This window comes from Chitinophaga sp. ARDCPP14 (assembly GCF_051362515.1).
Classification (GTDB): domain Bacteria; phylum Bacteroidota; class Bacteroidia; order Chitinophagales; family Chitinophagaceae; genus Chitinophaga.
In genome coordinates this window covers 52,755-78,574 of the sequence record NZ_JBKIXB010000017.1, presented here as the reverse complement: position 1 = coordinate 78,574, position 25,820 = coordinate 52,755, and the positions used below count along the sequence as shown (strand labels likewise).

General features: G+C 44.2%; 17 protein-coding genes and 1 pseudogene. 7 read left to right on the top strand and 11 right to left on the bottom strand.

All coding sequences use genetic code 11. The features are described from left to right. Positions 1-190: 190 nt before the first annotated feature. Together ACLHR0_RS30675 and ACLHR0_RS30670 are read right to left on the bottom strand one after the other, a co-directional pair. Entirely contained in the window at positions 191-799 is a 609-nt protein-coding gene (locus tag ACLHR0_RS30675; RefSeq protein ID WP_436491593.1) for an SIMPL domain-containing protein, read from the bottom strand. 34 nt (positions 800-833) lie between these two features. Next, the gene (locus ACLHR0_RS30670) at positions 834-1,259 is read right to left on the bottom strand and encodes a hypothetical protein (protein ID WP_370908015.1); all 426 of its coding nucleotides are present in this window, start codon (positions 1,257-1,259) and stop codon (positions 834-836) included. 24 nt (positions 1,260-1,283) lie between these two features. Between ACLHR0_RS30670 and ACLHR0_RS30665 the strand changes: the two genes are divergently transcribed. Continuing rightward, positions 1,284-1,445, top strand: a complete 162-nt coding sequence (locus ACLHR0_RS30665; protein WP_436491594.1) for a hypothetical protein — start codon at positions 1,284-1,286, stop codon at positions 1,443-1,445. A gap of 17 nt (positions 1,446-1,462) precedes the next feature. On the opposite strand, the pseudogene ACLHR0_RS30660 reads toward ACLHR0_RS30665, so the two are convergent. The 8 genes and pseudogenes from ACLHR0_RS30660 to ACLHR0_RS30625 all read right to left on the bottom strand — a co-directional run. Then, a pseudogene (locus ACLHR0_RS30660) lies at positions 1,463-1,588 on the bottom strand (hypothetical protein); the annotation flags it as partial. A gap of 105 nt (positions 1,589-1,693) precedes the next feature. Continuing rightward, complete coding sequence (locus ACLHR0_RS30655; RefSeq protein WP_370908014.1) at positions 1,694-2,335, bottom strand: response regulator; 642 nt, start codon at positions 2,333-2,335, stop codon at positions 1,694-1,696. Next, the gene (locus ACLHR0_RS30650; protein ID WP_436491592.1) at positions 2,325-4,220 is read right to left on the bottom strand and encodes a tetratricopeptide repeat-containing sensor histidine kinase; all 1,896 of its coding nucleotides are present in this window, start codon (positions 4,218-4,220) and stop codon (positions 2,325-2,327) included. The genes ACLHR0_RS30655 and ACLHR0_RS30650 overlap by 11 nt, the downstream gene beginning before the upstream one ends. 97 nt (positions 4,221-4,317) lie before the next feature. After that, positions 4,318-6,483 carry a redoxin domain-containing protein gene (locus ACLHR0_RS30645; protein ID WP_436491591.1) on the bottom strand — a complete coding sequence of 722 codons (2,166 nt, stop codon included), beginning with the start codon at positions 6,481-6,483 and terminating at the stop codon, positions 4,318-4,320. Between the two features lie 21 nt (positions 6,484-6,504). Then, a complete protein-coding gene (locus ACLHR0_RS30640) occupies positions 6,505-7,908 on the bottom strand; it encodes a RagB/SusD family nutrient uptake outer membrane protein (protein WP_429050449.1) in 1,404 nt (467 codons plus the stop codon). Positions 7,909-7,919: 11 nt separating this feature from the next. Further along, on the bottom strand, positions 7,920-11,228 hold the full coding sequence (locus tag ACLHR0_RS30635; protein ID WP_436491590.1) for a SusC/RagA family TonB-linked outer membrane protein: 3,309 nt from the start codon (positions 11,226-11,228) through the stop codon (positions 7,920-7,922). 343 nt (positions 11,229-11,571) lie between these two features. Continuing rightward, entirely contained in the window at positions 11,572-12,813 is a 1,242-nt protein-coding gene (locus ACLHR0_RS30630; protein WP_436491589.1) for a FecR family protein, read from the bottom strand. Positions 12,814-12,897: 84 nt separating this feature from the next. Further along, on the bottom strand, positions 12,898-13,497 hold the full coding sequence (locus tag ACLHR0_RS30625) for an RNA polymerase sigma factor (protein WP_429050446.1): 600 nt from the start codon (positions 13,495-13,497) through the stop codon (positions 12,898-12,900). A gap of 307 nt (positions 13,498-13,804) precedes the next feature. Between ACLHR0_RS30625 and ACLHR0_RS30620 the strand changes: the two genes are divergently transcribed. The 3 genes from ACLHR0_RS30620 to ACLHR0_RS30610 all read left to right on the top strand — a co-directional run bounded on the left by ACLHR0_RS30620 (position 13,805) and on the right by ACLHR0_RS30610 (position 16,423). Next, positions 13,805-14,335: a hypothetical protein gene (locus ACLHR0_RS30620; RefSeq protein WP_436491588.1), complete on the top strand. Its 531-nt coding sequence runs from the start codon at positions 13,805-13,807 to the stop codon at positions 14,333-14,335. 232 nt (positions 14,336-14,567) lie between these two features. After that, a complete protein-coding gene (locus tag ACLHR0_RS30615) occupies positions 14,568-15,389 on the top strand; it encodes a sugar phosphate isomerase/epimerase family protein (protein ID WP_436491587.1) in 822 nt (273 codons plus the stop codon). A 149-nt stretch (positions 15,390-15,538) separates the two neighbouring features. Further along, positions 15,539-16,423 (top strand): helix-turn-helix domain-containing protein, encoded by an 885-nt coding sequence (locus ACLHR0_RS30610; RefSeq protein ID WP_436491586.1) that lies wholly within the window; start codon positions 15,539-15,541, stop codon positions 16,421-16,423. 32 nt (positions 16,424-16,455) lie between these two features. On the opposite strand, the gene ACLHR0_RS30605 is transcribed toward ACLHR0_RS30610, so the two are convergent. Next, positions 16,456-17,349: an AraC family transcriptional regulator gene (locus tag ACLHR0_RS30605; protein ID WP_436491585.1), complete on the bottom strand. Its 894-nt coding sequence runs from the start codon at positions 17,347-17,349 to the stop codon at positions 16,456-16,458. Positions 17,350-17,727: 378 nt separating this feature from the next. Between ACLHR0_RS30605 and ACLHR0_RS30600 the strand changes: the two genes are divergently transcribed. The 3 genes from ACLHR0_RS30600 (at position 17,728) to ACLHR0_RS30590 (ending at position 25,820) form a co-directional block, all read left to right on the top strand. Next, complete coding sequence (locus tag ACLHR0_RS30600) at positions 17,728-20,865, top strand: SusC/RagA family TonB-linked outer membrane protein (RefSeq protein ID WP_436491584.1); 3,138 nt, start codon at positions 17,728-17,730, stop codon at positions 20,863-20,865. An 11-nt stretch (positions 20,866-20,876) separates the two neighbouring features. After that, positions 20,877-22,655: a RagB/SusD family nutrient uptake outer membrane protein gene (locus ACLHR0_RS30595; RefSeq protein ID WP_436491583.1), complete on the top strand. Its 1,779-nt coding sequence runs from the start codon at positions 20,877-20,879 to the stop codon at positions 22,653-22,655. Between the two features lie 186 nt (positions 22,656-22,841). Beyond that, a complete protein-coding gene (locus ACLHR0_RS30590; protein WP_436491582.1) occupies positions 22,842-25,820 on the top strand; it encodes a glycosyl hydrolase in 2,979 nt (992 codons plus the stop codon).

The following is a 25,820-nucleotide window of genomic DNA, read 5'->3' as shown; positions in this document are numbered from 1 at the left end:
TTACACAATAACTTCTGGTGCGTAAACACTTACAACTTCCCTTTTTTTCAACTGCAAATTGTGGATAAAACCATCCTTAAAGCCTAAAATGAAAAAGCTGCCTCATTTATTTATGAGACAGCTTCTTCTTTTTTATTCGCTTAATTATTGGGGTAATAACAATGAATGGCAGGCCGGTAGCAAATCACTATTACTCTATCAGAAATTTAACAGACAGATAGTAATATTGATCTGTTACCGGCTTATAGTAGAAGTTTTCTTCAGATACTGATTCAGGTGAGGTAAGATCTGTCACGGTAATGGCCGCACCTAATTTTTTATCGATGGCCTTTGCAATGGTGGCAGCCTTTTCTTTGCTGTCGCTGAATGCAGTAGCGTATAGTTTTTCGCTGTCTTTAACAGGTTTATATCTTAACCGGGTGCTTACGATAGTCACCACCACTCCATTTGCCAGTTTAACAACTTTTAAAAGTTCTTCTTTGTTACGGGTTTCAAATGTGTATAAGCTGCCTTCCCTGTAATATTGCAACGCCTGGTATCCCATTTTATCTTCTTTAAACCGGCTTTCTTCAAAGCCTGCCGCTTTCGCTTTGGCAAAAAAGGTATTCTTAAGATCTTCAAAAGCTTTTTTCCCTTCCCCTTCTCCATATTCGGCTGCTATAGCAAAATCTACCAGGTAGGATTCAATCTCCCTGTCTATTTTAGCAACGCCCCTGACTTCAATGGAACTCTCTTTTCCCTGTGAATGGCTGTACAATGCTGCAAACAGCATCATTGCGGCCAATAATATTTTTTTCATTGGTTTTATTTTTGAATTGCTGAAGAATAACTTCCTACGCTATCGTAAAGATCAAAGAGGCAGCAATCATCCATACGCCTACGATAATGCCCAATATGCCGAGCTTACCTTGTTTGGGGGCAATTTTCGCCCGGATCTGTACCGCCTTTTCCATCGCCTTTTCGCTTTTGGAGAGGAATAATTTGGTGATGAGCGGGTATCCGAGTAAAAAACCCAGGCAGGCTTCTACAAGGCTGCCAGCTGTTAATGTGGTCCACCAAATCGGAGCGGCGGTAAGCCAGCCCATATGGAGTACGGCAGTTACTACACCCCAGATCCCCCAGAAGCAGAAAATAATGCCTATCCATCCCTGGTAAGGTTCTACTTTTTCCAACAATTCCTTTGCGTTGGGTTTTCTGGATAGTATCAGGGAAGGGACAGCAATGATGCTTAATAAGATCAGAGAGATTCCGTAAATCATGGTGATTAATTTTTAGTATTAGAAATGAAAATTGCAAAAATGATGAACAGCATTACAAGGCCCGAACCGGTAAACAGGTACCAGGGAACTTTCGCTTGTTTTTTTAGTTCGCGGGCTTTTGTATGTAAGTCCGGAGGCATGGCGTTGCTGGCTAATGCCTGCCGGCAACTGCTGCAAATGCTGTAAGCTTTTTTATAAATGGGAAAGACAGGTATCCAGAACACATGAAGGTAAACGCAGTTCGTTTGTATGTGCAGACTTTTCCTCTGCGAACAATGATTGCAGGAGTGCTGATACACTGGCTGCAGGCCGATCTTTTTTTCCCTCATTCCAAAAAAAACTATCATCCCGTTTTATTTGAAACAAAGGTATACCGTCGCATGCCGGGCAACAACATGGTTTTCAGTGAAAATCAATACCCTGTTTTCAGGGGGTTAGCTGAGTAGTCCCAGCTTTACAGCATACCTGGTGAGGCCTGCCAGGTTGCGTACTTTTAATTTCAGGATAAGTGTTTTGCGGTAGCTTTCAATGGTATGCTTGCTTAAAAAGAGTTTATCGGCAATTTCCTGGGTGGTGTATTCTTCTGCAATTAATTTCAGCACATCCTTTTCCCGCGAGGTCAGCATTTCAAGGGTTTCTTTTTCCTTGTAAAAAGCACTGTTAAGGTAACCCTGTTTTACAGCGTCTGAAAAGTACTTTTCACCTTTCAGGATCATCTTTATCGCTTTAAGAAATTCATCGGAATCTGCATTTTTTGATAGGAAACCATCCACATGATGCTGAATAAGGGCATCAATCATATTATTGTCGGTGTGCATGCTCACCACCAGCGTGCAGATTTCCGGCCGTGTTTCTTTAATGTGGTTATTCAGCGTGATGCCATCCACATCCGGCATGCTGATATCTGTGATTACCAGGTCTACCTGCTCATCCGGATGCTGGTCCAGGTAATTCATCACCAGCTTGCCATTATGCGCATAATACAGGATATGCAGGTTTTCGTCCTTTTCTATCAGCCTGATAAGACCTTCCAGGAATAATTTGTGATCATCTGCTAGAATAATATTATGCTTCATACCATTCTGGTTTTAAGGATATTTCAATATCTATTACGGTGCCCTTCGACGGAAAGGAGTCAATAGAAAGCACCCCATCAAATAATTTTAACCGCTCCCGTATATTCTGAAACCCAATGCCATATTTGGTGGTTTCTACAGGAAAACCTTTGCCATTGTCTTCAAACAACAGCTTTAGCAAACCATCGATCTTTGTCAGTTGTATTTCAACTTTCGATGCCTGGCTATGCTTTTGGGTATTGGTGATCAGCTCCTGCATGATCTTATAGATTTCCACTTTCAGCGTGGTGCCAATAAGATCTATTTCTTCCCTGGGATAAGCTTGGAAAGATATTTTGGCGTTCCCCGGAACATCAAATTGCCTGAGATAACCGGCAATCAGTTCTGTAAACCCGGTATTATTGAACTTCTGTGGAATGAGATCATGTGAAAGATCACGCACCTGGTGATAGGTGTCATCAATCTGTTTTATCACCTCTTTTATTCCAGTCACATTATTTTGATGGGCAAGGCGAAGCTTAATGGCGGCAAGGTTACCGCCAATACTGTCATGCAGTTCTTCTGCAATTCGTTTTCGTTCTTTTTCCTGCCCGCTCACAGAGGCTTTCAGCAATGCCAGTTCCTTATCTTTTAACAGCACGGCTATCTTTTGCTGATTCACTTCATCCATGGTGGCATTCAGCTTGCTTTGCGCCTGCAACTTCTGGTAATACATATACAACAGGCCGATAACAGGTAACAGGATCACCAGGAATCCTATTAACAGGCTATATTTTATTGTTTTTTGATGTTGCAGTTCGTTTTCTTTATTTAAAATCTCTTTTTCTTTCTGAACGGTCTGATATTTTATTTCCAGCTCATTGATCTCTTTTTTATTTTGCAGATCCAGTATTTCCCTGGAAATACCCATGTACTGCGTCATGATGGCATAGGCATTTTTATAGTCGCCAGTGGCTGCGTGTACGGCTCGCAGGCTATTCAACACTTTTAGCTGCGCCTTCATGTCGTTCCATTGGATGGCATTTGCATATACCATGGAAAGTAACCGTTTGGCATCTTCATATTCTTTCTCAGCAATAAGAAGATCACCTAATCTTTGACCTGCGTTAATATATAGATCAAAAAACTGGTTGGCGGCTGCGTGGTTTTTTACTTCGTTGTATATAGAAAATGCTTCTTCTGTATGCTGACTAAGTTCAGCGACAATACCCAGGATTAATTTTGTTTGAAGCTCGTTTTTTAACTGGTGTTCCTGCCGGAAGAATACGATCGCCTTCTCCGCATAGGCTTTTGCCTTCACGAGATCTTTTCTCTCCAGGTAGATAATGCCCAGTTGTTGATACGCAATATGTATCAGTTGCTCATCATGGGAGGTATTCAGCAGATCGTTATATGCCCCAATGGCTTTGTTGTGTTCATTCCGGGCAAAATATACATTTGCGATACCCAGTTTATTTTCGTTGACAGCAGCACCATTGTTCAGCGCTTCTGCATACCGGATGCCTTCGAGGTAATAGCGCAGCGCCTCATCATACAACCCTTTTTCGCTATAAGCTTTCGCTAAAGTGTGGTACAGGGTGGATTGATAGGGGAGCTTGTCACGGGCCTTTATATCACTATTGTTTAGCGCGTCGATCATCTGTTGGGAGTAAAAGATAACCGAATCTGTTGTGCCGTGAGCAGCATGAAATGCCATTAAAGGCTCCGTGGCAAGCATTTTTGCTTTAATATCACCGGCCTGCCTTAGTCGCTGCAACAGCGAATCCGGGGTTTTTACGGGAAGTTGACCAAACCCCACAAAGCCTCCCTGGCTTTGCGCCACGCAGGAAAAAGAAATTATAAGAAGACATATAAAAAGCAGCTCCCGTTTATTCATTCGCTTCATGCTGATATAATACCGTTGGGTTTTGTTTCATACATGAAGGTAATAATATAATTAAATAATTCATTTTTTGAAGACATAAGGCAATAAAACCGGTCATCTACCTGATCAACTCCAGCAGTTTCTCCTCCAAGGCAAAGCCTCTTAAATCCTTAGCAACGATCTTACCATCCTTGTCAACCAGGATATTCCAGGGTATGCCCCGCACGTTGTAATACTTTGCAATGGCATTTTCCCTGCCTTTCAGATCAGACAACTGTGTCCAGGGCAGTTGATCATCTTTGATGGCCTTCTTCCACTTGCTGGCATCAGTATCCAGGGAGATGCCCACGATTGTAAACCCTTTGGATTGGTAACTATTGTATGCTTTCAGCAAATTCGGATTCTCGGCACGGCAAGGCCCGCACCAGCTCGCCCAGAAATCTATCAGTACATACTTCCCTTTAAAGCTGGAAAGGGAAATTTCCTGTCCGCTGCTATCGGCTTGAGACAAATCTGCAATCATTGCGCCTTCGGCGCTTCTTTTCATCAACGGTAACATCCCTGCTATCCTTTTGCCAGTGGGCGTTCCACGGATTATTTCCGGCAGCGATGCATAAAGCGGGTAAACAGTGTTATATCGGGGCCCCGACATATCTTCCGCCATATCCTTTACCAGTTGCAAGGAAAATAAACTGAGGGGATGTTTCTCTACATAGTCCTTAACGCTAGCCGTATACCGGCTTCTTGTCAGGGTAAGCAAGTGTTCTCCTATTTTGGACCTTTCCTCTTGTGAGGCATCCGTGAGTTGTTGCAGCAATTCCTTTTGCTGCGGACTAAGTTCCCTGGTAGTTGCATAAAAGGCATTGGCTTCATCCTGGATATCGGAGCCCTCTAATGTGAAATTTGGCAACGAATCGATATTAGCTGATAACTGCAGGTACCCGATATCGGAGAAGAAGCTAAGCTGTTCACCTTTTGGAAGGATGGTGGCGTTCACCCGCTGTGGCTCCGGCATTTCAGCAAGCCAGGTGAATTTGCCGTTGTGGATAGACACCGTATCGTTTTGGTAACTATTGCGGTTGTAATATTTAAAAACAATGATGCTGTCGTTCTCGCCTTTTATCTCTCCATCCATTCGCATATTATGCCCCCGGTCAAAGATTTCCATCAGGGTGTTCATCAGGTCCCTGTTGCGTTTGTTTTTGGCAATTATCCTGCCTTCAGGATCTATGAGTACATTCTGCGGGATTCCCTTGATACCATATTGGATGGCAGCCTCATTATTTCTTCCTTTCAGGTCAGATACCTGTTGCCAGGGCATATTATCATCCCGGATGGCCTGTATCCATTGAGGGCGGTGCAGCGAATCGTCCATCGATACGCCCAATACGGTGAAGCCTTTGTCTTTGTAAGCATTGTAGGCACGCAGTACGTTGGGATTTTCTGCGCGGCAGATACCGCACCAGCTGGCCCAGAAGTCAACCAGCAGATATTTACCCCGGAAGGAAGACAGTTTGATGGCATTGCCATCTGTATCTGCCTGCATAAAATCCGGAGCGGGCGAACCCACCATTATTTTCCTGACATTAGCGATCTGTTTTGCCAAAGCTTTTCCATCTGCCGAATTTTTAAACGCCGGGCTAAGCGCTTCGAATAAAGGGGCAACCGTTTCAGGATCTAAAGCTATACGGTAACTATAAACCATGTCCCAGGAGGCATAGGCGTTCGGGTGCTGCCTGATGATACCGGCTACTTCCTCATCAAATTTCTTTCTTACCTGTTCCTGCTCCGCATTAATAGCCAGCAGGGAATCTTTCAGTCCACGGTTGAAATAAGCTCTTGTATTCAGGGAGGTAAAAGTATTTGCGTACTTATTTCCATGTTGAACAAATTCATCCAGGACAGCCGTATTGGGGCTGCCTTTCACAGTAGCTGAATCCAGGGAACTGGTTGTGTGGATGTCTACTTTTCCAGGTTGCAGGTAGAAATTTCGTGAAACATACTTACCACCCGGTGGCATCATGTACAGCTTTGCAGATACCGGTCTGCTCAGCTTGCCGCTGAAGGTGAAATGTCCATCCATTTGCAGCGTAGCGGAATCAGTTGCCCGCTCTTTATCATTCAACTCGTATTGAAGATAAAGTTTGACAGGGTACTGCGGGGCAGTTATCTGCCCCTTTAGTATGAACGGCTTTGCTTGTCCGGATTGTGCCTTTGCTGCGACCGTTCCGGTCATGAGCAGGGCAGCAGGCAGCCATTGCCTGAATAATTGATAACGCATCATATGTTTGGTTTTTACCTGGCGCTAGAAATATCCTTTGTTTTGATCCAGGTTTCGATTAGAATTAATGGCAGATTGCGGAATGGGATAAAGAACATCTGTCGACTGCCACTGGCCTCCTTTGAGCTGCGATAAAACTTCGTCGGCCCTGGAGATAGCAGGGTTATTGATGCCGGGTAATCTTTTCAGATCTAACCAGCGATGTCCCCATTCGCAGAAGAATTCAATGCGGCGCTCATGTTCAATGGCAGCCATCAGCGTGGCTTTGTCGTTGGCCTTCGTGTTGGATAAACCTGCTCTTAACCGGACGCTATTAAGATCAGCTGCTGCCTGTATGTAGTTGGATTGTTGTGTACGGGCTTCAGCGCGGATTAAAAACTGCTCTGTCAAACGCAATACCTGGTTATATTCCACTGCGCCCACACCTGCCATATACCTGTATTTTGCAGGGTAGGGATAGTTAATACCTCCATAGCTTTTATAGCCAACCCAGCTGGTTTTTCGCCTGTCTCCGGGTTCAAAATTATTATAGAGGCTGTCGTTGATTACAAATTTAGGCGTTGTACTGAATGAAGAAGGAACGAAGTTGTTGGCGATCCATGAACTGCTGATACCATTTACAAATTGAAGGATGCCTTCTTTGTTGTTAGCTAAGAACACCTGGTTGAGGGAGTCGTTCATACTAAACATTCCCGGATTGTTAATGACGGCAGTAGCCATGCTTTCAGCCAGTTGCCATTTTCCCCTGTAAAGATATACCCTGGCCAGTAAGGCATCGGCAGCCCAGGTGGTAGCGCGTATACGCATGCCGCCATAGATGTCTAAGGTGGCAGGCAGTACTTTTTGCGCATCTGTAAGATCTCTTTCTATCTGGTCATAAACGGCATCCACGTTATCACGGGGTTGCGTGGTAGTGCTGTTTACATCAGTAGACAACACTAATGGCACGGCGCCATATTCATTCACCAGGTAAAAGTAGCATAATGCCCGCAGGAACCTCGCTTCCCCGGCAGCCCTTTGTTTGTATGATTCAGATAAGGGAGATTCAGCCATCCCGGTGATAACGGAATTGGCGATGTACACATTTTTATACATGGTGCTCCATAAACCATCTACGTAGTAGATCATGGGAGTTAAGGAGTTATTCGTAAAATCATCGTAATAATTCATGGCATATGCGTACGTTTCATCGGCCGACATACTATTGAACATGGTAACGGAAGTGCCCAAATCATTGCCCGGATTCGGGTTCGCCACACTGGCATATAACCCTATCATAGCTGCTTCCGCCGTAGTTGAATCCAGGAATACACTGTTGGAAGCCAGCTGGTCTTTTGGTGGCCCTATCTCGATCAGTTTCTTACAACCATTCAGGAGCGAGGCGGCCAATAACACGATACAAGTATATAAAAAGCATTGTTTTTTCATTTCCCTATTGTTTAAAGTGAGCAATGGATACCAGCGGCAATTTGTCTTAACGGTGGTAATACTGCACCGGCGGTTTCAGGATCAAATCCCAGGTAACGGGTGATGGTAAACAGGTTTTGCGCCCTGATAAATGCCCCGGCTGATTTTAACCGGATCGCCTTTGTCCAGGAACCTGGAAGCTCGTAAGAGAGGTTCAGGTTTTTAAGTCTTATAAAACTGGCGTCTGAATAGTTTCCATCGGAAAACAGGTAGTAATTTTTATAGGCATAAGTAGCGTCACTGCCGGACAACGTAGATGGCTTGAAGCCATCAGTAATGATTTTGTCGTCCTGATTGGACAATCCACCCGGTTGCATTCCTACTGCGGAGCGAACGGAAGATTTGATTTGTTTCACGAACTGTAACAGGATATCCAACTGAAACCTGCCGAGTTTGAGCGAGTTACTGAACCCGCCATAGAAATCGGGAATACTGGAGGATATAATCTGGTAATCTCCGTTTGCTGTTTCTAACAAGCCGGTTGTAAATTTCCCATCCTTGTTGAGATCCGCGATGGTAGCAATTCCATCTTTCAGGCCTGTATAATGATAGCCGTTATAAGTGTTGATAGGTTGTCCCTCAATAAATACATAAGCATAGGCGGTTGTTTTTAAACCAGGGAAGGAAATGAGCTTATTACGGGGGATGGTAATATTAAAAGAACTGCTCCAGGAGAATTTTTTATGGTTGATATTCTTTGTTTTCAACTCAAATTCCCATCCGGAGCTTTGCAGCAATGCCGGCATATTACCGATAAAGGAAGAAAATCCCGATTGGGAAGAGAGGGGAGCAGTCACCAACTGGTTATCAGTACGACTCGAAAACCAGGAAGCCGAAAGGAAGAGCTGATCCTCTATGAATCCGGTTTCTAAGCCAATGTCCAGTTTGCGGTTGGACTCCCATCCATAATTGGGATTGGCGCTTCGCAAAGGATAAATTCCTGCGCTACCATATTGATAAAAAAGATTGCCATAGGACGACAGGTATCCGTAGTCCGGGATCTGGTCATTCCCCGTTGTTCCGTAGCTGGCCCTGAGTTTACCGTAGCTTAACCATGGAATGGCTGTTTTTACCCACTGCTCACTGCTGAAAATCCACCCTGCACCAACGGAGCCGAAATTACCAAACTGACGGTTCGGACCAAAACGGGAAGAGCCATCCCTGCGGCCGGTGAGGTTGAACAGATAGCGATCTTTCAGTACATAGTTGATGCGTCCGAATGCGGAAACATATTTGTATTCTTTAAAGCTGCTGCTTTTGAAAGTGATATCAGAAGCTGCTGTCCAGGAGCTCATCAACTTATCGTTGGAGAAGCCGGTGGCTCTTACATAATATGGTTCTGCAAAGCTGGATTGTTGCCAGGTACCACCCACCAGCACGTTCAGTGTACCCCCACCCAGCGATCTGTTGTAAGTTAGTTGCGGCTCCACGATATAGGTTTCAATATAGTCGGATGTATACGTAGCCGCTGATTCACCTGAGCCACTATTCGGGTCAAGGGAGGTTTTAGGAAGATATGTTTCGTTGGTTTGAGCTATTTTATTATACCCAAGACTCACCTTTGCGTCTAATCCTGCCAATATCGTATATCGTAAAGTGGCATTTGCTAAAAGGTTATCCGACTTGAACCTGGCCGATTGCAACAGGTAGGAATCAGGATTGGTGAATCCACCTGTCCAGTTTAAACTGCCATCGGGGTTATGCACGGGATAGTTGGGTGGTAATATGTACACCGACCGGGTAATGTCGCTGGCCACCTGGTTATTGGATTCTTTGGTATACATGGCCGAAGCGGCCAGCGTGAATTTACCATTGCGCGACGTATTGTCTATACTCAGGTGGGATGAATAGCGGTTGTATCCCCAGTCGCCGGGAAATACCGTCGTTTCACGCCGGAAGGTATTGGAAAAGCGGTAACGCAAATATTGACTGCCACCCGAAAATGCGCCGGTAACCTCTGTTTGATTGGCGGTATTGCCGATATAATCTTTCTGGAAATTCCTGGATTTTGTTGTATCCCAGATAGTGAGATCCGGAGCGTTTGAAAAACCGGGTGTTATTTTATCATTAGCGAAAGCAGTTCTCCGCATAGCCAGGTAATCGGAAAGATTCAGCATCGGTAAATAGTTGGTTACTTTACCGGCGCCTGTATAAATATTGAAATCGAAATGTGGTTCGGAGGTTTTGCCTTTCTTTGTGGTCACCAGGATAACACCATTAGCGCCCCTGGAGCCATAAATAGCAGTTGCATCGGCGTCTTTCAATACAGATATCTCAGCGATATCGGCAGGGTTGATGGAGTTCATGGGATCTATTTCACCGGAGGCTCCTGCACTGGCAAATGGCGTTTCCACGAATGGCACCCCATCGATAATGAATAGCGGCATACTTTTATTGCCGGTGGGTAGCGGGATGGATTGCTGTTGACGGATGGAAATATTCATCTGGCTGCCAGCGTTACCACTGGAACGCGTGATGAAAAGTCCTGGTACATTCCCCTGCAATGCTTCGAGCACGTTACTTACAGGCTGCCGCTCGATGTCTTCCGCTTTCACACTGCTAACACTGCCTGTATTAAAACGTTGTGTGGTGGTGCCGTAAGCAATAACCTGCACTTCATCAAGTTTAGAAACAGATGGAGGGAGTATTAAATTAAAACCGCCTGAACCGGAAGAGATGGATTGACCGGTTTTAAGAGCTGCCCCGTCAGCTTTGCCAGCCGGGTAAGACACTACAACAGCATTGGTGGCGGAGGTCATTTTTAATTCTATGCTTCCATATCCAATCCTGCTGATCACTAAAACATCGCCTGCATTAACGTTGATGGTAAACGAGCCATCAGTCTTTGTTGCAGTACCCGTTCTGGTGCCTTTGATAACGATGCTGGCGCCGGGGAGCGCTTCCCCGTCGCGGTTAAGAATAACGCCGCTGAAAGGAAATGTCGCAAGCTCACCAACCGTTGTAACCTTATTTCCGGTGGGCTGCGCTGCAACCGGATATATGCTGATGGTTTTGCTGCTAATCAGGTACTTTAAAGGCTGGTTCCGGAACACCTCTTCAAGGAACTGTAATAGTGGCTCGTTGGTGGCCGTAACGGTAACAGGTTTGGCTGCTGATAGATCAGTTTCCTGGTATAAAAACAGGTAGCCGGTCTGTTGCTTTACAACAGAGAAAATTTTTTCGAGCGATACATTTTTGCCCGAGAAATTTACATTTTGAGAAAATCCAATGGCCGATACGTTGAGAAAAGCGGCTGTAAGAAAAAATGCAGTTAGTTTCATTACTAACAAGATTTTGGTGACTTGACGGATACCCCCACGGGAGGGCCATCCACAAAAAGCAGTTTTTGTCATACCTTTGGAACTGTTTTAGGTGCTTAATAAGCAGTCTGTGCAGACTTTGTTTTGAATGTTACCTAAACTACCCGGCCAATGATGTTTCCCCATCATTGGCTTTTCGTTTTGAGTAAGGAATTGTATATGCTGGCCCTTTTAAGAGGGAATTGCCGGGATAATTATTCAGTATATTCATCGTCCGGAACAGGTGATCCACGTATACACGGATCTGTTCCGGTGGTTGGCTGCCGGCAAAGTATATATCATATTTCGGCTGACAGGGATTTATTTATTTTTCTCCTATGACCAATGTTCTGTTCTTCAGTTCCACATGCAGGCCGAATCCCTGCAGAAAGCGAATCAAATCAGTTAATTGAACGCCCCTGTCCATTTCTCCTTTCAATTTCCTTGTTGGAATAGTTCCTTCATATTTAACCTCAATATCGTACCATCGTTCAATGTCTTTCATGATGGATTGAAACGGCCTGCCCGTGAAGTTGAAAATGCCCTTCTTCCAGGCTAGCACCTGTTCCAGGTCGGCGCCGGAATTAATGGTGATGGTGGTGGTGTTATCCGGCTGTAAGGCTTGCTGGCCAGGACGCAGCGTTACCGCCTGGTGCGTAAGCTGCCGGTCGGATGATGCAGCAGCAGCTGCTATACTACCCGCCAACACCCTGACCTTACCCTCCACCAGTGTGGTGGCAATCATACCTTCGTTAGTATATGCATTAATGTTGAAACTGGTGCCTAACACTTCAACGGTGGTTTGCCCGTCAACATCCACGATGAAAGGCATTTTGGCGTTTTTCGCCACTTCTATATACACTTCCCCTTTTACTTTTACTTTGCGCTCATTCCCTGTAAATGCAGCCGGGAAGGTAATAGCACTTGCCGCGTTAAGCCATACGGTTGTACCGTCAGGAAGCGTGAGGCGGTATTGCCCGCCGCGCGGGGTGGACATGGTATTCATCATCACTTTGCCTTCGGAGTGCCCCTTCACATCGTAAATAATTTCGCCATTGGCTGTTTTAACAACCGAAGAATTACCCTGTTGGGCAATGGCGCCCCTGGCAGCGCTATCTAGTGTAATAGCGGTTCCATCTGATAAAGTAAGCAGTGCTTTATTCGATCCGGGTAAAATATCAGGAGTGGGCATTGCTTTTCCTTTTACGAAATCCCCTGCCGTCTTTTTGGAGGTCGAATAAAGATAGGTGCCGGCGCCAAACAGAATCAATACCGCAGCGGCCCGGCCCCATTTCTTCAGGGAATGTATACGAGGTACAGGACGCACATCTGGGAGGGATTGGTCAGCATAAATCCTGGCGGTCACCCCCTGTTCAATACGGGCAATTTCCTGCGAAAAATCCTGTTGATTGTTTTCCCATAGTGGCCAATCCTGGTCCAGCATCCGCGCTACCATGTCCTTATTAGCCGGATCTTTGAGCAGGTCAGCGAACACAATACGCTCCTCTTTGCTCAGGTTTCCCTGGGCGTATCTGTCAAAATAATATGTCAGTTGCTCTTCAGTCATTGTAATCAGTAATAAAGACCCGGTTTAAAGAAGGGTAGGACGGGTCGGGAATAAAAAAAATCTGGTAATTATTTAATCATCTCTTTACAACAGGTTAATTAACGCCCATAACAGGGTGATAATGATCCCGGCATTTCTTTTTAAATAAGTTCGCAGGAAGACTAATGCCTCCACCATATGCTCTCTCACCGTACTTCTCGAAATCCCCAACCGAGCGGCAATTTCCTCGTACGTTAACTGTTCGTTGCGACTCAACAGGAATACTTCTTTGCGTCGTGGTGGCAGGGATTCAATGGCCTGCCCCATAATGGTGGCCAGTTCTTTAGTCTCCAGGTCTGTTTGAGGATTGGTCAGCGCCAGATCGATTTGAGCCACATCCGGCGCAGCTGTTTCTAATAATCCGCGTTCAAACTGGGAGTTGACGCAGTTCCGTGAAACCACATATACATAGCCTGAGAAATTGCTGATATCCGGTAATTTGTGCCTGTTTTTCCAGAGGCGCAGGAAAACATCCTGGGCCACTTCCTCGGCCAGTTGAGGCGATTTAAGCCAATAAAGCAGGTAGGGATAGATTACCTGGGAGTACTTTCTGACGATGCGACTAAATGCCCGTTCATCCCCCAGTGCAACCAGTTTCAGTGTCTCCCGCTCATCCGGTTCCGTATTTAAATTGTTGTTGCTCAATCCTATACCGTTAACAGTTCATCTTAAAAAATAATTTTGAAAATAGGAGCTTTCGCAGGAGGGTATATCAAAAATGTCTGAACAGTTGCTGTGACGCAATAATTTAGATGCCGGTTTCTTCCGGGTAATGCACCGGACTATAATTTTTCCTATCGCTCAATATGCGAGCACACGACTTAGTGAACGAAAATAGTTAATAATTTTTAGATTGGTCATTATCTTCTATCGGGGAAATGAGGCTGCGGGGGATGTTTGGTAAAAACTTTAAATGCTTAAATAAAATTTTAATGTTAAAATAGAGTCTATTTTGCAAAAAGCTATGAACAGAATTACATTGAAACCATTAGACGGAATTATAATAAATGAAAGTAAGATAAGCTTTGGTCAAACAAAGAATGATCTTATAAGTTTACTTGGTAACCCGGATTACGAGGAAGAAAATCAGGTTTTTTATAATAATTTGGATGTTAGATTTGATCTTGATAAGAATGGTTTACTGGAATTTATCGAATGTCAGGGACCCTATTCTGAAAATTCCGAATTCAATATTTATGGCATCAACCCTTTTAAACTTCCGGCTAATGAGCTTGTAGCTTTGCTAACAAATGAAAATAACGGAGAAATTGATGACTTTGAAGTACCATATAGTTATTCTTTTTTAGAAATTTCTGTTGGAGTTTGGAGAGCAACAGTTCCCACTGATATAGCAGCTGCTATTGCTGAAATGAAAGCAGATGGCTCATATGAAGCAGCAAAAGAGGTAATGGATCAGGATCTGGAAAAGTCAGGATATTTTTGGACGGTGGCTGTTGGAAAGGTCGATTATTATAAAATATAAGATCTGGCAGGATCTGTCAAAAGATGAGGTGTATCAGTTTACCATTTAATAAGATCGATCCACAACAATCATGCTGCCTATCGTCACAGTCGTTCCCCAAAGAAATGTCAGAAAACACAAGAAAAATCTCATTTATGTTTCTTCACCGGTGACTCCACCACCTATTTTTGTAAGCTAAAGTTCTACCCTATTGAAGCAATTTCTCACAAATCCAAAGCCTTTAGTTGATAACATGCAGATAAAAATCCTTTGTACACGATGGGGCCACGAAAACATCCCCGTAGAGGCTTTTCTCGAAAAGGTAATATCCGCAGGATATGACGGCGTGGATTCCTGGCTGCCCGAAAATAAAAATGACAGGAAGGTATTTATCAAACGTAGCAAAGAACTGGGATTACCAATAGTTGTGCAACAACATCAGGCGAAAGGTGCAGATATACAAACCTTTTGCAGGAGCTTTGAATATCATCTGAATGCGGCAATGGAATGTGAACCGGTAATTATTAATTCGCATTCAGGAAGAGATTTCTTCACGATCAATGAACAACTTGCCGTTATTGATGCGGCGGAAAATTTTTCAGCGAAGAATAATATTGTTATCGCGCATGAAACGCACCGGGGAAGAATAGGATTCAGCCCGGGGAATGCAAAAGAACTGTTTAAGCTAAGACCTTCCATGAAAGTAACCGCCGATTTCTCACACTGGGTTTGTGTTACAGAAAGCTATCTTGAAGGATTCAAAGAAACGGTTAACGAAGCAATCAGACGCACCGTACATATACATGCCCGTGTGGGTTTTCCTGAAGGACCGCAGATACCTGATCCACGACTGCCGGAATGGGCGGAGCCGCTGAACTACTTTACCGGCCTATGGTCCTGGATCATCCGGGAAAAAGAAGCTGAAGGGATATCCCTGCTTACCATTACAACGGAGTTTGGGCCACCGCCTTATATGTGGACTACTTCGTCGGGTAATACCCCGGTAGCTTCGCAATGGGAAGTGAATTTATTTATGATGCATCTGCTGAGAGATATAATTGCTCCACAACAATAACCCTCATGTATTCAGTTCCACATTATTTTATCTGCTAAGGCATTTTTGCTAACTTTATCTTTTAACACGTTATGCTGTTGATCGGCGGAAATATTTCCCTCCTTTAATAACGCCGGTTGCCACCAATATTTAAGAGAAAAGATAATTCAATGGGTAATAACTTTTTTAAATATCTGAATACAGGTCCAATCGAGGAGAAATGGGGGATTTATGTAACTACGGTGGGGTATTCAAAAGTAACACCGAATGAACGTTATCCCAAAGAAGAACATCCCCAAAGCCATCAGCTTACATGGAACAGGGGAAGGATTCTGACGGACTATTACATGATATTTATTTCAAAAGGAAAAGGAACATGCTGTTCGGCATTAACCGAGCCGGTGGAAATTGAGGAGGGAACCTGTTTTTTTCTTTTCCCGGGAGTATGGCATCGATACAGGCCGGATATCCGCTCGGGATGGGAGGAATATTGGGTTGGCTTTCATGGGTACTATGTTGATCAACTGATGAAACAGGGCTTTTTTGATCCCAATCGGCCATGTATCAAAACAGGGCTGGATAGAGATATGCTGGTATTATTTAAAAAGATGATTGATGTTGTAAATGCCTCGCTTGTAGGTTACTCACAACAGATTGCGGGTTTGACGCTTCAGATACTCGGTTTGGTCAATACCATATCGCTCAGTAAACAATATGATCATAGCCCGCTGGAAAAGGCAATAATGAAAGCAAAGTTCCTGCTACAGGAATCACTGGAGCAGCCTGTAGATATCCCGGAACTTGCCCGGCAATTGCCTATGGGATATTCTGCATTCAGGAAGAATTTTAAAGCAGTAACGGGGCTGTCGCCTAATCAATATCATTTAAATTTACGCATAGAGAGGGCAAAAGAATTGCTTGAATCAACATTGCTTAACGTGGAGGAAATCGCAGATCAAACGGGGTTCGACAGCATTTATTATTTCTCCAGGATCTTTAAGAAGAAAGTTGGCCTTTCTCCTAATACTTATCGTAAAACATTTGCCGTTGAATGAAACTCCGTTGCAGGTAATTATGTTTCATCGCTTTATTTGCCTTTTATCTTATCGCGGTATTCACCGGGCGATAATCCCGTTTTTGATTTAAAGAACGTTACAAAATAACTGGCAGACTCAAAGTTCAGGTGAAAGGCAATTTCCTTTACCGGTAAAATCGTACTGGCCAGCAATTCTTTTGATTTCTGCAATTTTATTTCAAGTTGATATTGTGCGGGTGAAAATCCTGTATACTGTTTAAATACTCTTCTGAACCAGGAATAGCCAATGTTTAGCGTTTTAGCGATGGATTCGGGAGTAACATCATCACCGGTTTTTTCACGCATCATCATTCTTGCTTTATCAATCTGAGCGATGATGGCTTTATCTCTGAAAGAGTTGTTTTTCTCAGCGTAAAGGATGAAGCCCAGCAGGAGGCTGGTAATACCGGCAAGTACCTGCTGGTAGGCCATTTTCTGGTAATTGGCTGTCTCAATACCCTGGTTGAACAAGGCCACAATCTGTTCATTAAATCCCACATTATAGACCGGGCTTTTCCTGCAAAAGAAAAGATTACCGGTTAACTGTTTCATATAACTGCCATTAAAACCCACCCAGTATTCATTCCATCCTTTGCCTTTAAGCGGCCGGTAGGTATGCCATTCGCCGGGAAATAACAACAGGATAGTACCGGCAACGACTTTAGTTAGCTTGCAGCTTGCCGATTCAAATGAACCTTCTCCTTCTGTAATGTACAGCAGGATGTATTCCTGCAATACCCTTCCGGTATTGGGACTGAACCAATATGCCGAAGGATGGCTTTTAGGAGGGTAGTCACTATTGGGCGATATAACCTGGAAACCAATAGTAGTGGTGTATAATCCCCACAGTTCGTCTGTTTCATTTACTGTCAGGTAATTGACATTTTGATTCCTTTTATTTTTCATTGGTGTGTCAAAAAGTTAAATGATTCCATCAGAATTTATCACTGCACCTTTTAGATTCAGGTTACTTTGCATTACCAACTTAATTGAAAAACAGGATAGATGATTACTGAAATATTAAAGTTCCGACTGACTTTAAATTGTTTTATGGCGGAAAATTTTTGATAGAAAGTTTTCATATAAAAGTAGCACTTTTTGTGATGATATCAACGTTTCATTCCGGCTGTAGATCAGCAACCGGGGGTTAAATTCACGTTTGAAAAATTAATCTTTATGAATGCATCAACCACCTGTCGGCCTGCCGCCGCACAGCAGTAACCGTCATTTCTAAATTGTAAATAATTCCACTACCAGCGATGTTTAAAACCAAAATCTCATGTTATGTTAAACAAGCAATTTGATTCTCTATTGCCTATCAAAGCATCATTTTTATTGCTATTCCTTTTGGGCATCTCACAAATTTCCTTTGCTCAGCAAAAAATAGTGGTAAGCGGTAATGTTGTGTCAGACAGCAGTCAACCCGTTTCCAATGTATCTATAAGAATAAAAGGCGGGACTGCCGGTGGAACCACTGATGAAAACGGCTCCTTTAAGATTAGCGTTGCTAAGGGTGCAGTCCTGCTTTTTTCTTCTATAGGATATGAAGTGAAACAGGTAACAGCCATGAAAGATGGAGAGGTACTAACGGTGATGCTTACCCCAAGCAATGCCAGGTTAAATGACATTGTGGTGGTTGGATACGGAACCCGCAAAAAAGAAACACTGACAGGCTCCATTGCTTCTGTTAAAGGAAGCGACCTGGTTAAATCACCGGCAGGTAATTTCTCCAATTCCTTAGCAGGCCGGTTACCTGGTTTGGTGGCTATTACCAGAACAGGCGAGCCTGGAAATGACGGATCCACCTTAAGAATACGTGGGGCCAATACACTTGGCGATAATTCCCCGCTGGTGGTTGTTGACGGCATTGCCGGCAGAAGCCTGGAACGGCTGGACCCCGCCACCATTGAATCTGTTACGATCTTAAAAGATGCGTCTGCAGCGATATACGGATCACAGGCGGCCAATGGCGTTATCCTTGTCACCACCAAACGCGGCGCATCCGGTAAGCCCACCATTCAATTCTCCCTGAACCAGGGATGGAATACACCTACCGTTCTTCCCAAAATGGCGGATGCGCCCCTTTATGCACAGTTACAGAATGAAATTTCCGCTGCTTATCATCCCGGCGACCCATTGCCTTATTCGGCAGAAGATATCCAGAAGTATAAGGATGGCTCTGATCCCTGGGGGCATCCCAATACGGATTGGTTTAAAGAAACAATCAGGAAAAATTCCCCGCAACGCTATGGCAACTTAACATTGTCAGGCGGCGCTGAGGCCATAAAGTATTTCATTTCACTTGGATCGAATTTTACCGACGGGATTTTCAGGGACGGAGCTACCAACTATTCGCAGACTAATTTTCAAAGTAATATTGACGCAAAAGTTACTAACAACATCCATTTAAGTTTTGATGTGGTTGGGCGGCAGGAAAACAGGAACTATTCAGGCGGCGGCGCCAACGGGGGAAGCGCCGATCAGGCACAAAATGTTTTCTGGGCATTAAACAGGTCTTTTCCTACCTGGCCCGCGAGATGGCCTAATGGCTTGCCCGGACCGGATATTGAATATGGCGCTAACCCGGTAGTGCTGGTTACAGATGCCACGGGGTACACCAAATCAAGAAGTTATATTTTTCAGAGTAATGTAAGGCTCGTGGTTACTATTCCATGGATAAAAGGACTGTCGTTAACAGGTAATGCAGCAATGGACAGAACTATTGTCAGTACCAAACAATTCAGAAAGCCATGGTTCCTCTATACCTGGGATAAAACAAGTTTAGATGCCAATGGAACTCCGCTGCTGGTAGCATCCAAGAAAGGAAACACTGATCCGCGACTGCAACAGTGGATGGATAACAATTCTAATGTAACCCTCAATGCGCTGTTAAATTATGACAGGGTTTTTGATAAGCATGATATTAAAGTTCTTTTTGCGGCGGAACGTATTGCCGGTGATAACATGAATTTCTGGGCTTTCAGGAGAAACTATACCAGCGATATTCTTGACGAACTGGATTTAGGAAGTAATGAATTAAAAGATAATGGAGGATCATCCGGTGTGGCCCGCAGGTTAGATTATTTCGGACGACTAAGCTATGCCTATGACGCAAAGTATCTCGCTGAATTTGTGTGGAGGTACGATGGCTCTTATATTTTTGATCCGGCCGGCAGGCAATTTGGTTTTTTTCCAGGGATATCCCTGGGATACAGGATCTCTAATGAAAAATTCTGGAAAGATAATATCGCTTTTATCAATGAAATGAAAATAAGAGGCTCCTGGGGAAAAACAGGTAACGACCGGATAGGGCCCTATCAATACCTTACAACCTATGGCTACAATGGTGGTTATGTATTTAATGAAAATGTTCCGCAACAGGCGTTGAAAGCATTACGTATTCCAAACGCCGGGGTTACCTGGGAAGTAGCCAATCAATCCAATATCGGTGCTGATGTGGAACTGCTCAATAATAAATTAGCGGTAAGCGCCGATTATTTCTACAACCTGCGTACCAATATCCTGGCCTACCGAAACGCTTCTGTGCCAGGTTCTGCCGGATTAAGCCTGCCGCAGGAAAATATCGGGGAAGTGGTTAACAAAGGCTTTGAATTACAGGCATCATATCGCGGTAGTGCCGGCGATTTCAAATACCAGGTGTCTGCCAACGGCGCCTGGGCAAAGAATCATATCAGGTTCTGGGATGAAACACCCGGCGTGCCCGACTATCAGAAGTCTACCGGCAACCAGATGAACGCAAGATTGTATTACCAGGCAATAGGTGTATTCGCAGACCAGGCAGCGATTGATAAATACCCTCATTGGACAGGCGCCCGCCCCGGAGACATTATATTCAAAGATGTAAATAACGATGGACAGATTGATGGACAGGACCAGGTTAGAAGCAACAAAACTACCATACCAACATTTACCGGCGGGCTCAGTATCGATTTACAGTATAGGAACTTCTACGCAAATGTATTATTCCAGGGAGCGGCCGGTGCGGAAAGATCCTACCGGACTTTTTCCGGCGGGCCAGGTGTCGGGAATTTTATGTACAACCTTGTAAAAGACCGCTGGACACCGGAACATCCAAGTGCTGTTAACCCGAGAGTATGGGAGCGTGGTGGCGCATATTGGATGACAGATGGGGAACCTAATAATACCTACTTCGTTAGAAGCAGTGATTATTTAAGATTGAAAAACTTTGAGGTTGGTTATAACCTGTCATCCGGCATTGCGCAAAAAATAGGCATACAATCGCTGAGGCTCTATGTCAGCGCCCTAAACTTTTTAACGTTTACAAAGATGAAGGATTTCGATCCTGAATCTCCTGACGACGCTCCAGGCTCCATTTGGGTGAACAGTGAAGTATATCCATTGAACAAAACCACTAACGTAGGATTAACGGCAACATTCTAAAATCAAAGTGTATGAATTACAGAAACTCAAACTTAATATATATCGCTATCGGGTTTATGTCACTGCTGCTAACATCATGTGGCAAAAGTTTCCTTGATACAAAACCTTCCACGCAATTTACAGAAGCGGATGTTTGGTCTGATCCCAACCTCATACAACTGAACATGAACAGCATTTATAACCAGAACCCCTGGTCGTTCTTCATGACTTCGCTGGCTGTAGATGAGGCCCGATGCTATGATGCGGGAAATGATTATAATATGAGCAACATGCTGATGTCGCCTGATAATGCAGGCTGGGGCGACTGGAACGGCAGGTACAGCGCTATCCGGGACTGCAATATATTCCTGGAAAATATAGACAAATTGCCGGATGATCCGGCGCTGATTGATGGCGTTACACTAAAAGACAGGTTGAAGGGCGAAGCCACTTTTTTCCGGGCCTGGTATTATCAGTTGCTCATCAGTTATTTTGGCGGTGTACCCCTGGTTACGAAATCCTATAAATTAACAGACAACTTTTCCGCCGCCCGGAACAGCTATGCAGAGTGCGTGCAATTTATTTCCGGTGAATGTGATAAGGCAGCTGCATTATTACCCCTGGTGAATACAGGTGTCAACAAAGGAAGAGTAACAAAAGGCGCCGCTTTGGCGCTTAAATCAAGAGTATTGCTTTATGCGGCCAGCGATCTTCATAATACAACATTTTCCGGGTTTTCCAACCCTGAGCTCCTGGGATATGTAGATGGCGACAGGAAGCAACGCTGGCAGGCAGCCAAAGCGGCCGCTAAGGCTGTAATAGACCTGGGCATATATGGTTTGTATCAGCCCGGTCCTGCATCAACAGAGGAGGCTGTTCAGAATTATGAGGACCTGTTTATCTCAAAAAATAGTATAGAAGACATCTTTATTCGTTATTACAATGCCTCCGTAAGCCAGGGAGTTGACTACTGGCAGGTTTTCCCAAATGGATATGGCGGTATTGAAACAAACGGCGCCCCCAGCGAATTGGTAGATGCTTATGAAATGAGTGATGGCACTAAATTCTCCAGAACCAACCCTGCACAGAACCTCGAACCATATAAAAACAGGGACCCGCGTTTTTATGCTTCCATTTTATACGAAGGGGCAAGGTTCAGGTCAAGGCCATCCAGCTTACTGGCAGCCGATCCCGTAGGAGTTTTGCAGGTAGGTACCTGGGAAAAGTGGGATGCCGCCGCTAATAAAATCGTGTATACGTATGGGTTAGATAGCAGGAACAGCGTGGTTTATGGAGGCGGTTATAATAATACCGGTACCTGTATGCTTAAATTTATAAACCGCAAAACCGATATGTATGTAAATCACCAGGATGACCTCACCTGGCGCTTCATCCGTTACAGCGAAATCATACTCAATTATGCAGAGGCCTGTATTGGATTGGGAGAGGAGGCGGAAGCACGCACCTACATTAATATGATCAGGAAAAAAGCGGCCATGCCTGATGTAATGGATGCCGGCGCAGCCTTGTCAACAAGATACCGGAATGAAAGGCGTATTGAACTGGTGTACGAAAACCACCGCTTTTTTGATGTGCGCCGCTGGATGATCGGGCCGGAAGCCTATCACCCAATGCATGGGGTTAAGGTGGTGTACAAACTGAATCCCGATCATACAACTGCCACCATTCCTGATATTACCCCCGTGGAGATCACAAGTGGAAAGTGGGATAATAAGGCCTACTTTTTACCAATCGCAAGGAGTGAAATGAATAAGAACGATAAGTTAGTGCAGAACCCCGGCTATAATTAATATCGCGTGTAGCATTGATGGATTTCTATTGAAAATAATATTCATACCAGTTATTAACTCAAAACAATAATGAAATATACATATCTGAACATCTTTTTTACCGGTTGCTTGCTGACAATTACTTTGAATATATCCGGGCAATCTGAATGGCAAAAAAAATATAGCGACCCTAAAACGGTTCAACAAATGTTTGTTAGCCCCCCAATGTTCTATGCTCCCCATACTTTCTGGTTCTGGGATGATACCATCAGGGATGAGCATTTTACGGCTACTATGGCAGAGGAAATGATGAAGCAGGGACTGAACCCCGGATATGCACATCCCCGGGGTTCAATGGATCGTTTAAACCCGGCATTTTCTTCATTGCCATATAAGCAATACCTGGAAAAACCCTGGTTCAGCAGTTTCGGGAATGCTATGCAGGCAGCAAGGAACAAAGGATTTACCCTGGGTTATTGTGATGAATACGACTGGCCAAGTGGGCAGGCAGCAGGACGGGTATTAGCGCAGCATCCTGAGCTGGAGGCAAAATACCTGGATTGGAAACGGTATAAGGTAACGGGGAAATCGACCGTTTATTATGATTCAACAGATTTTGCCGTGGCAGGTAAAATAGCCGGCAATGCCATTGATGCCTCATCGCTGCGGATCATTGGAGAAGGAAGCCATTTCAAATGGACGGCGCCACCGGGCGAATGGGTGGTGTATACTTACACAAAAAGATTCCATCCCGGAATTGACGGTGGGAAAGTTAACTATCTCGATCCCAGATTAATGGAAGTTTTCATCCCGCTTGTTCACGCGCAGTATGCCAAACATTTTGCAAATGATATGGGGAAAACAATTCCTGGCGTTTTTGTTGACAATGAAGGCGACTATGGCTGGCGTATGGCGTGGTCAGAATATCTTGCCAAACGGTATAAGGAAATGAAAAACCAGGATATTCGTTTATGGCTTCCCCTTTTAACAGAAAAGGACAACAACGGTTTGTTTGCAAAAGCCCGTTGTGATTGGTTTGATGTTGTTTCAGACGTATATAACAAATGTTACTTTGAGCCTTTGGTGAACTGGCTCAAACAATACAATATGTATTACATCTCCAATCTGTGGGAAGAATCATTGTTGTTACAAACTGCCGCCATGGGCGATTTTATGCGCATTACAAGAACAGCAACTATGCCCGGAACAGATTGTCTTTTAATGAAATCGCAGGATGTTCATGATTTTAAGGAAGTGCAAACAATAGCCGAATTGGAAGATCGTCCTTTTATGAGTGAAATTATGGGCGTTGCAGGATGGGAGCAAACACCCGCTATGATGAAAATGACCATTAATGCTATTACATCATTTGGTATTAACCACGTGGTGCCACATGGAATTAACGTTAACCGGAAAATTGAACAGGATCCGTATCCGCCGGATTGGTTTACCGAAAATCCATATTGGCCTTATTTGCATAACTGGACGGACTTTTCCAGGCGGACTGCTTTTGTGAACAGGCAAAGTAAGCTTGTGGCGGATGTTCTCCTGGTAAACCCGCTTGAAAGTATCTGGGCAAATGCTGAAGGCTTTTTTACACATGAGGAAAATTTTGGCTTGCTGGAAGGCAAAGAAGTCTGGGATACGCTTTCACTCGAGATCAACCAGGTGTATTCCGATGCTATGAGAGAATTAAATAAAAATAACATCGACTTTTTAATCGCTGATAAATATTACCTGGATAAAGGAAAAACAGGAGCCATTAATAGCGGTGCAAAGATCACTATTAATGACCACAACTTTTCGGCGATCGTTCTTCCACCGGCTTGTGTTATTTCTCATGCCGTTTCAGGTAAGATACTTGAATTTGCTAAAAAGGGAGGCGTTGTGCTGCTCCTGGGTACAACACCAGAAGGATCGCCGGAGAAAGGTATGAAAGATGCGTTGGTTATTAGCCAGATGAATGCATTAAAGCGGTTGCCCAATGTTATTGATCTGTCGGGAGACAAAGACAGGCTGAGTAAAATGGTTACTGCTTTGAATGAAAGGGTCAGGCCACAAATCAGGTTGGAAAACTCAGGCCGGCTCTACACTGCTCACAGAACTATTTCCAATAACCACTTTTACTGGCTTGCCAATAACTCCGATACCGTGAGAAATTTTTCAGCCTGGCTCAGGGATGGCGATGGCATGGCGCAGATATGGAATTGTGAAACCGGGGAACGTACACCCGTTGCATACGTGAAGGAGAAGGGATATAACAAAGTAAAAATGACTTTACAACCTTATGAAGGTTATTGGCTTGTATTTGAGCCCGGAACAAGCGATATGAATCCATTGGTACAGCATGAATCTGATTTAAAAGAAATTAAGCTCGATGATAAATGGACCATCAGTTATCCGGGGAAAGACACTGTTTATAAAACCACGGCCACTTCATTCACGTTAGCCGACAACGGGTTAAATGAAGATCTTATGTTGTTGGCATATAATGACTCAAAATGGAAGTATACCAGTTTTATGACAGCGCAAAAACGGAACGGGGATGGGCAGAAGGATGAAATAAAGGATAATGATGCCACCGGTTACCACTACTGGAGGGTCAATATACCAGTTGGTGCAAAAACAGTAGTGTTCCCTGATAATATGATTGGCACAACGGTTTGGATGGATGGCGTAAAAACAGACGTGGCTGCGGCGTCAATTGACTTGCCTGCTGATGCACGATTGCTGTCGTTTGCAAGGGCCGTCAAAAGTGAGCAGACGCTGACTGCCCCGTTGAAATTTATTGTTGGCAGTAAAGCAAACTGCACCCTGCAATCCTGGTATGCTTATGGACTTCAGCAGTATTCAGGATATATTGATTATGAAATACCTGTTGTGCTGAAAGATGTAAATACCCGGACTTCTATTGACCTTGGTGATGTAAAATATATGGCGGAAGTGTTTGTAAATGATAAACCCGTTGGAGACCGGCTATGGGCGCCCTTTGTATTTGATATATCCAAATACCTGCAGGAGGGAGAAAATAAAATAAGAATACGGGTCGGGAACCTGATGGTCAATGAAATGTGGATGAAATCGGATCTGGGCAAGCTCCGCACCTGGGGCTGGGTAGGTGTGCCCGATTTTAGTAAATATGACGCTGGTTTGTTAGGCCCCGTTAAGTTAATACAGGCAAAATAA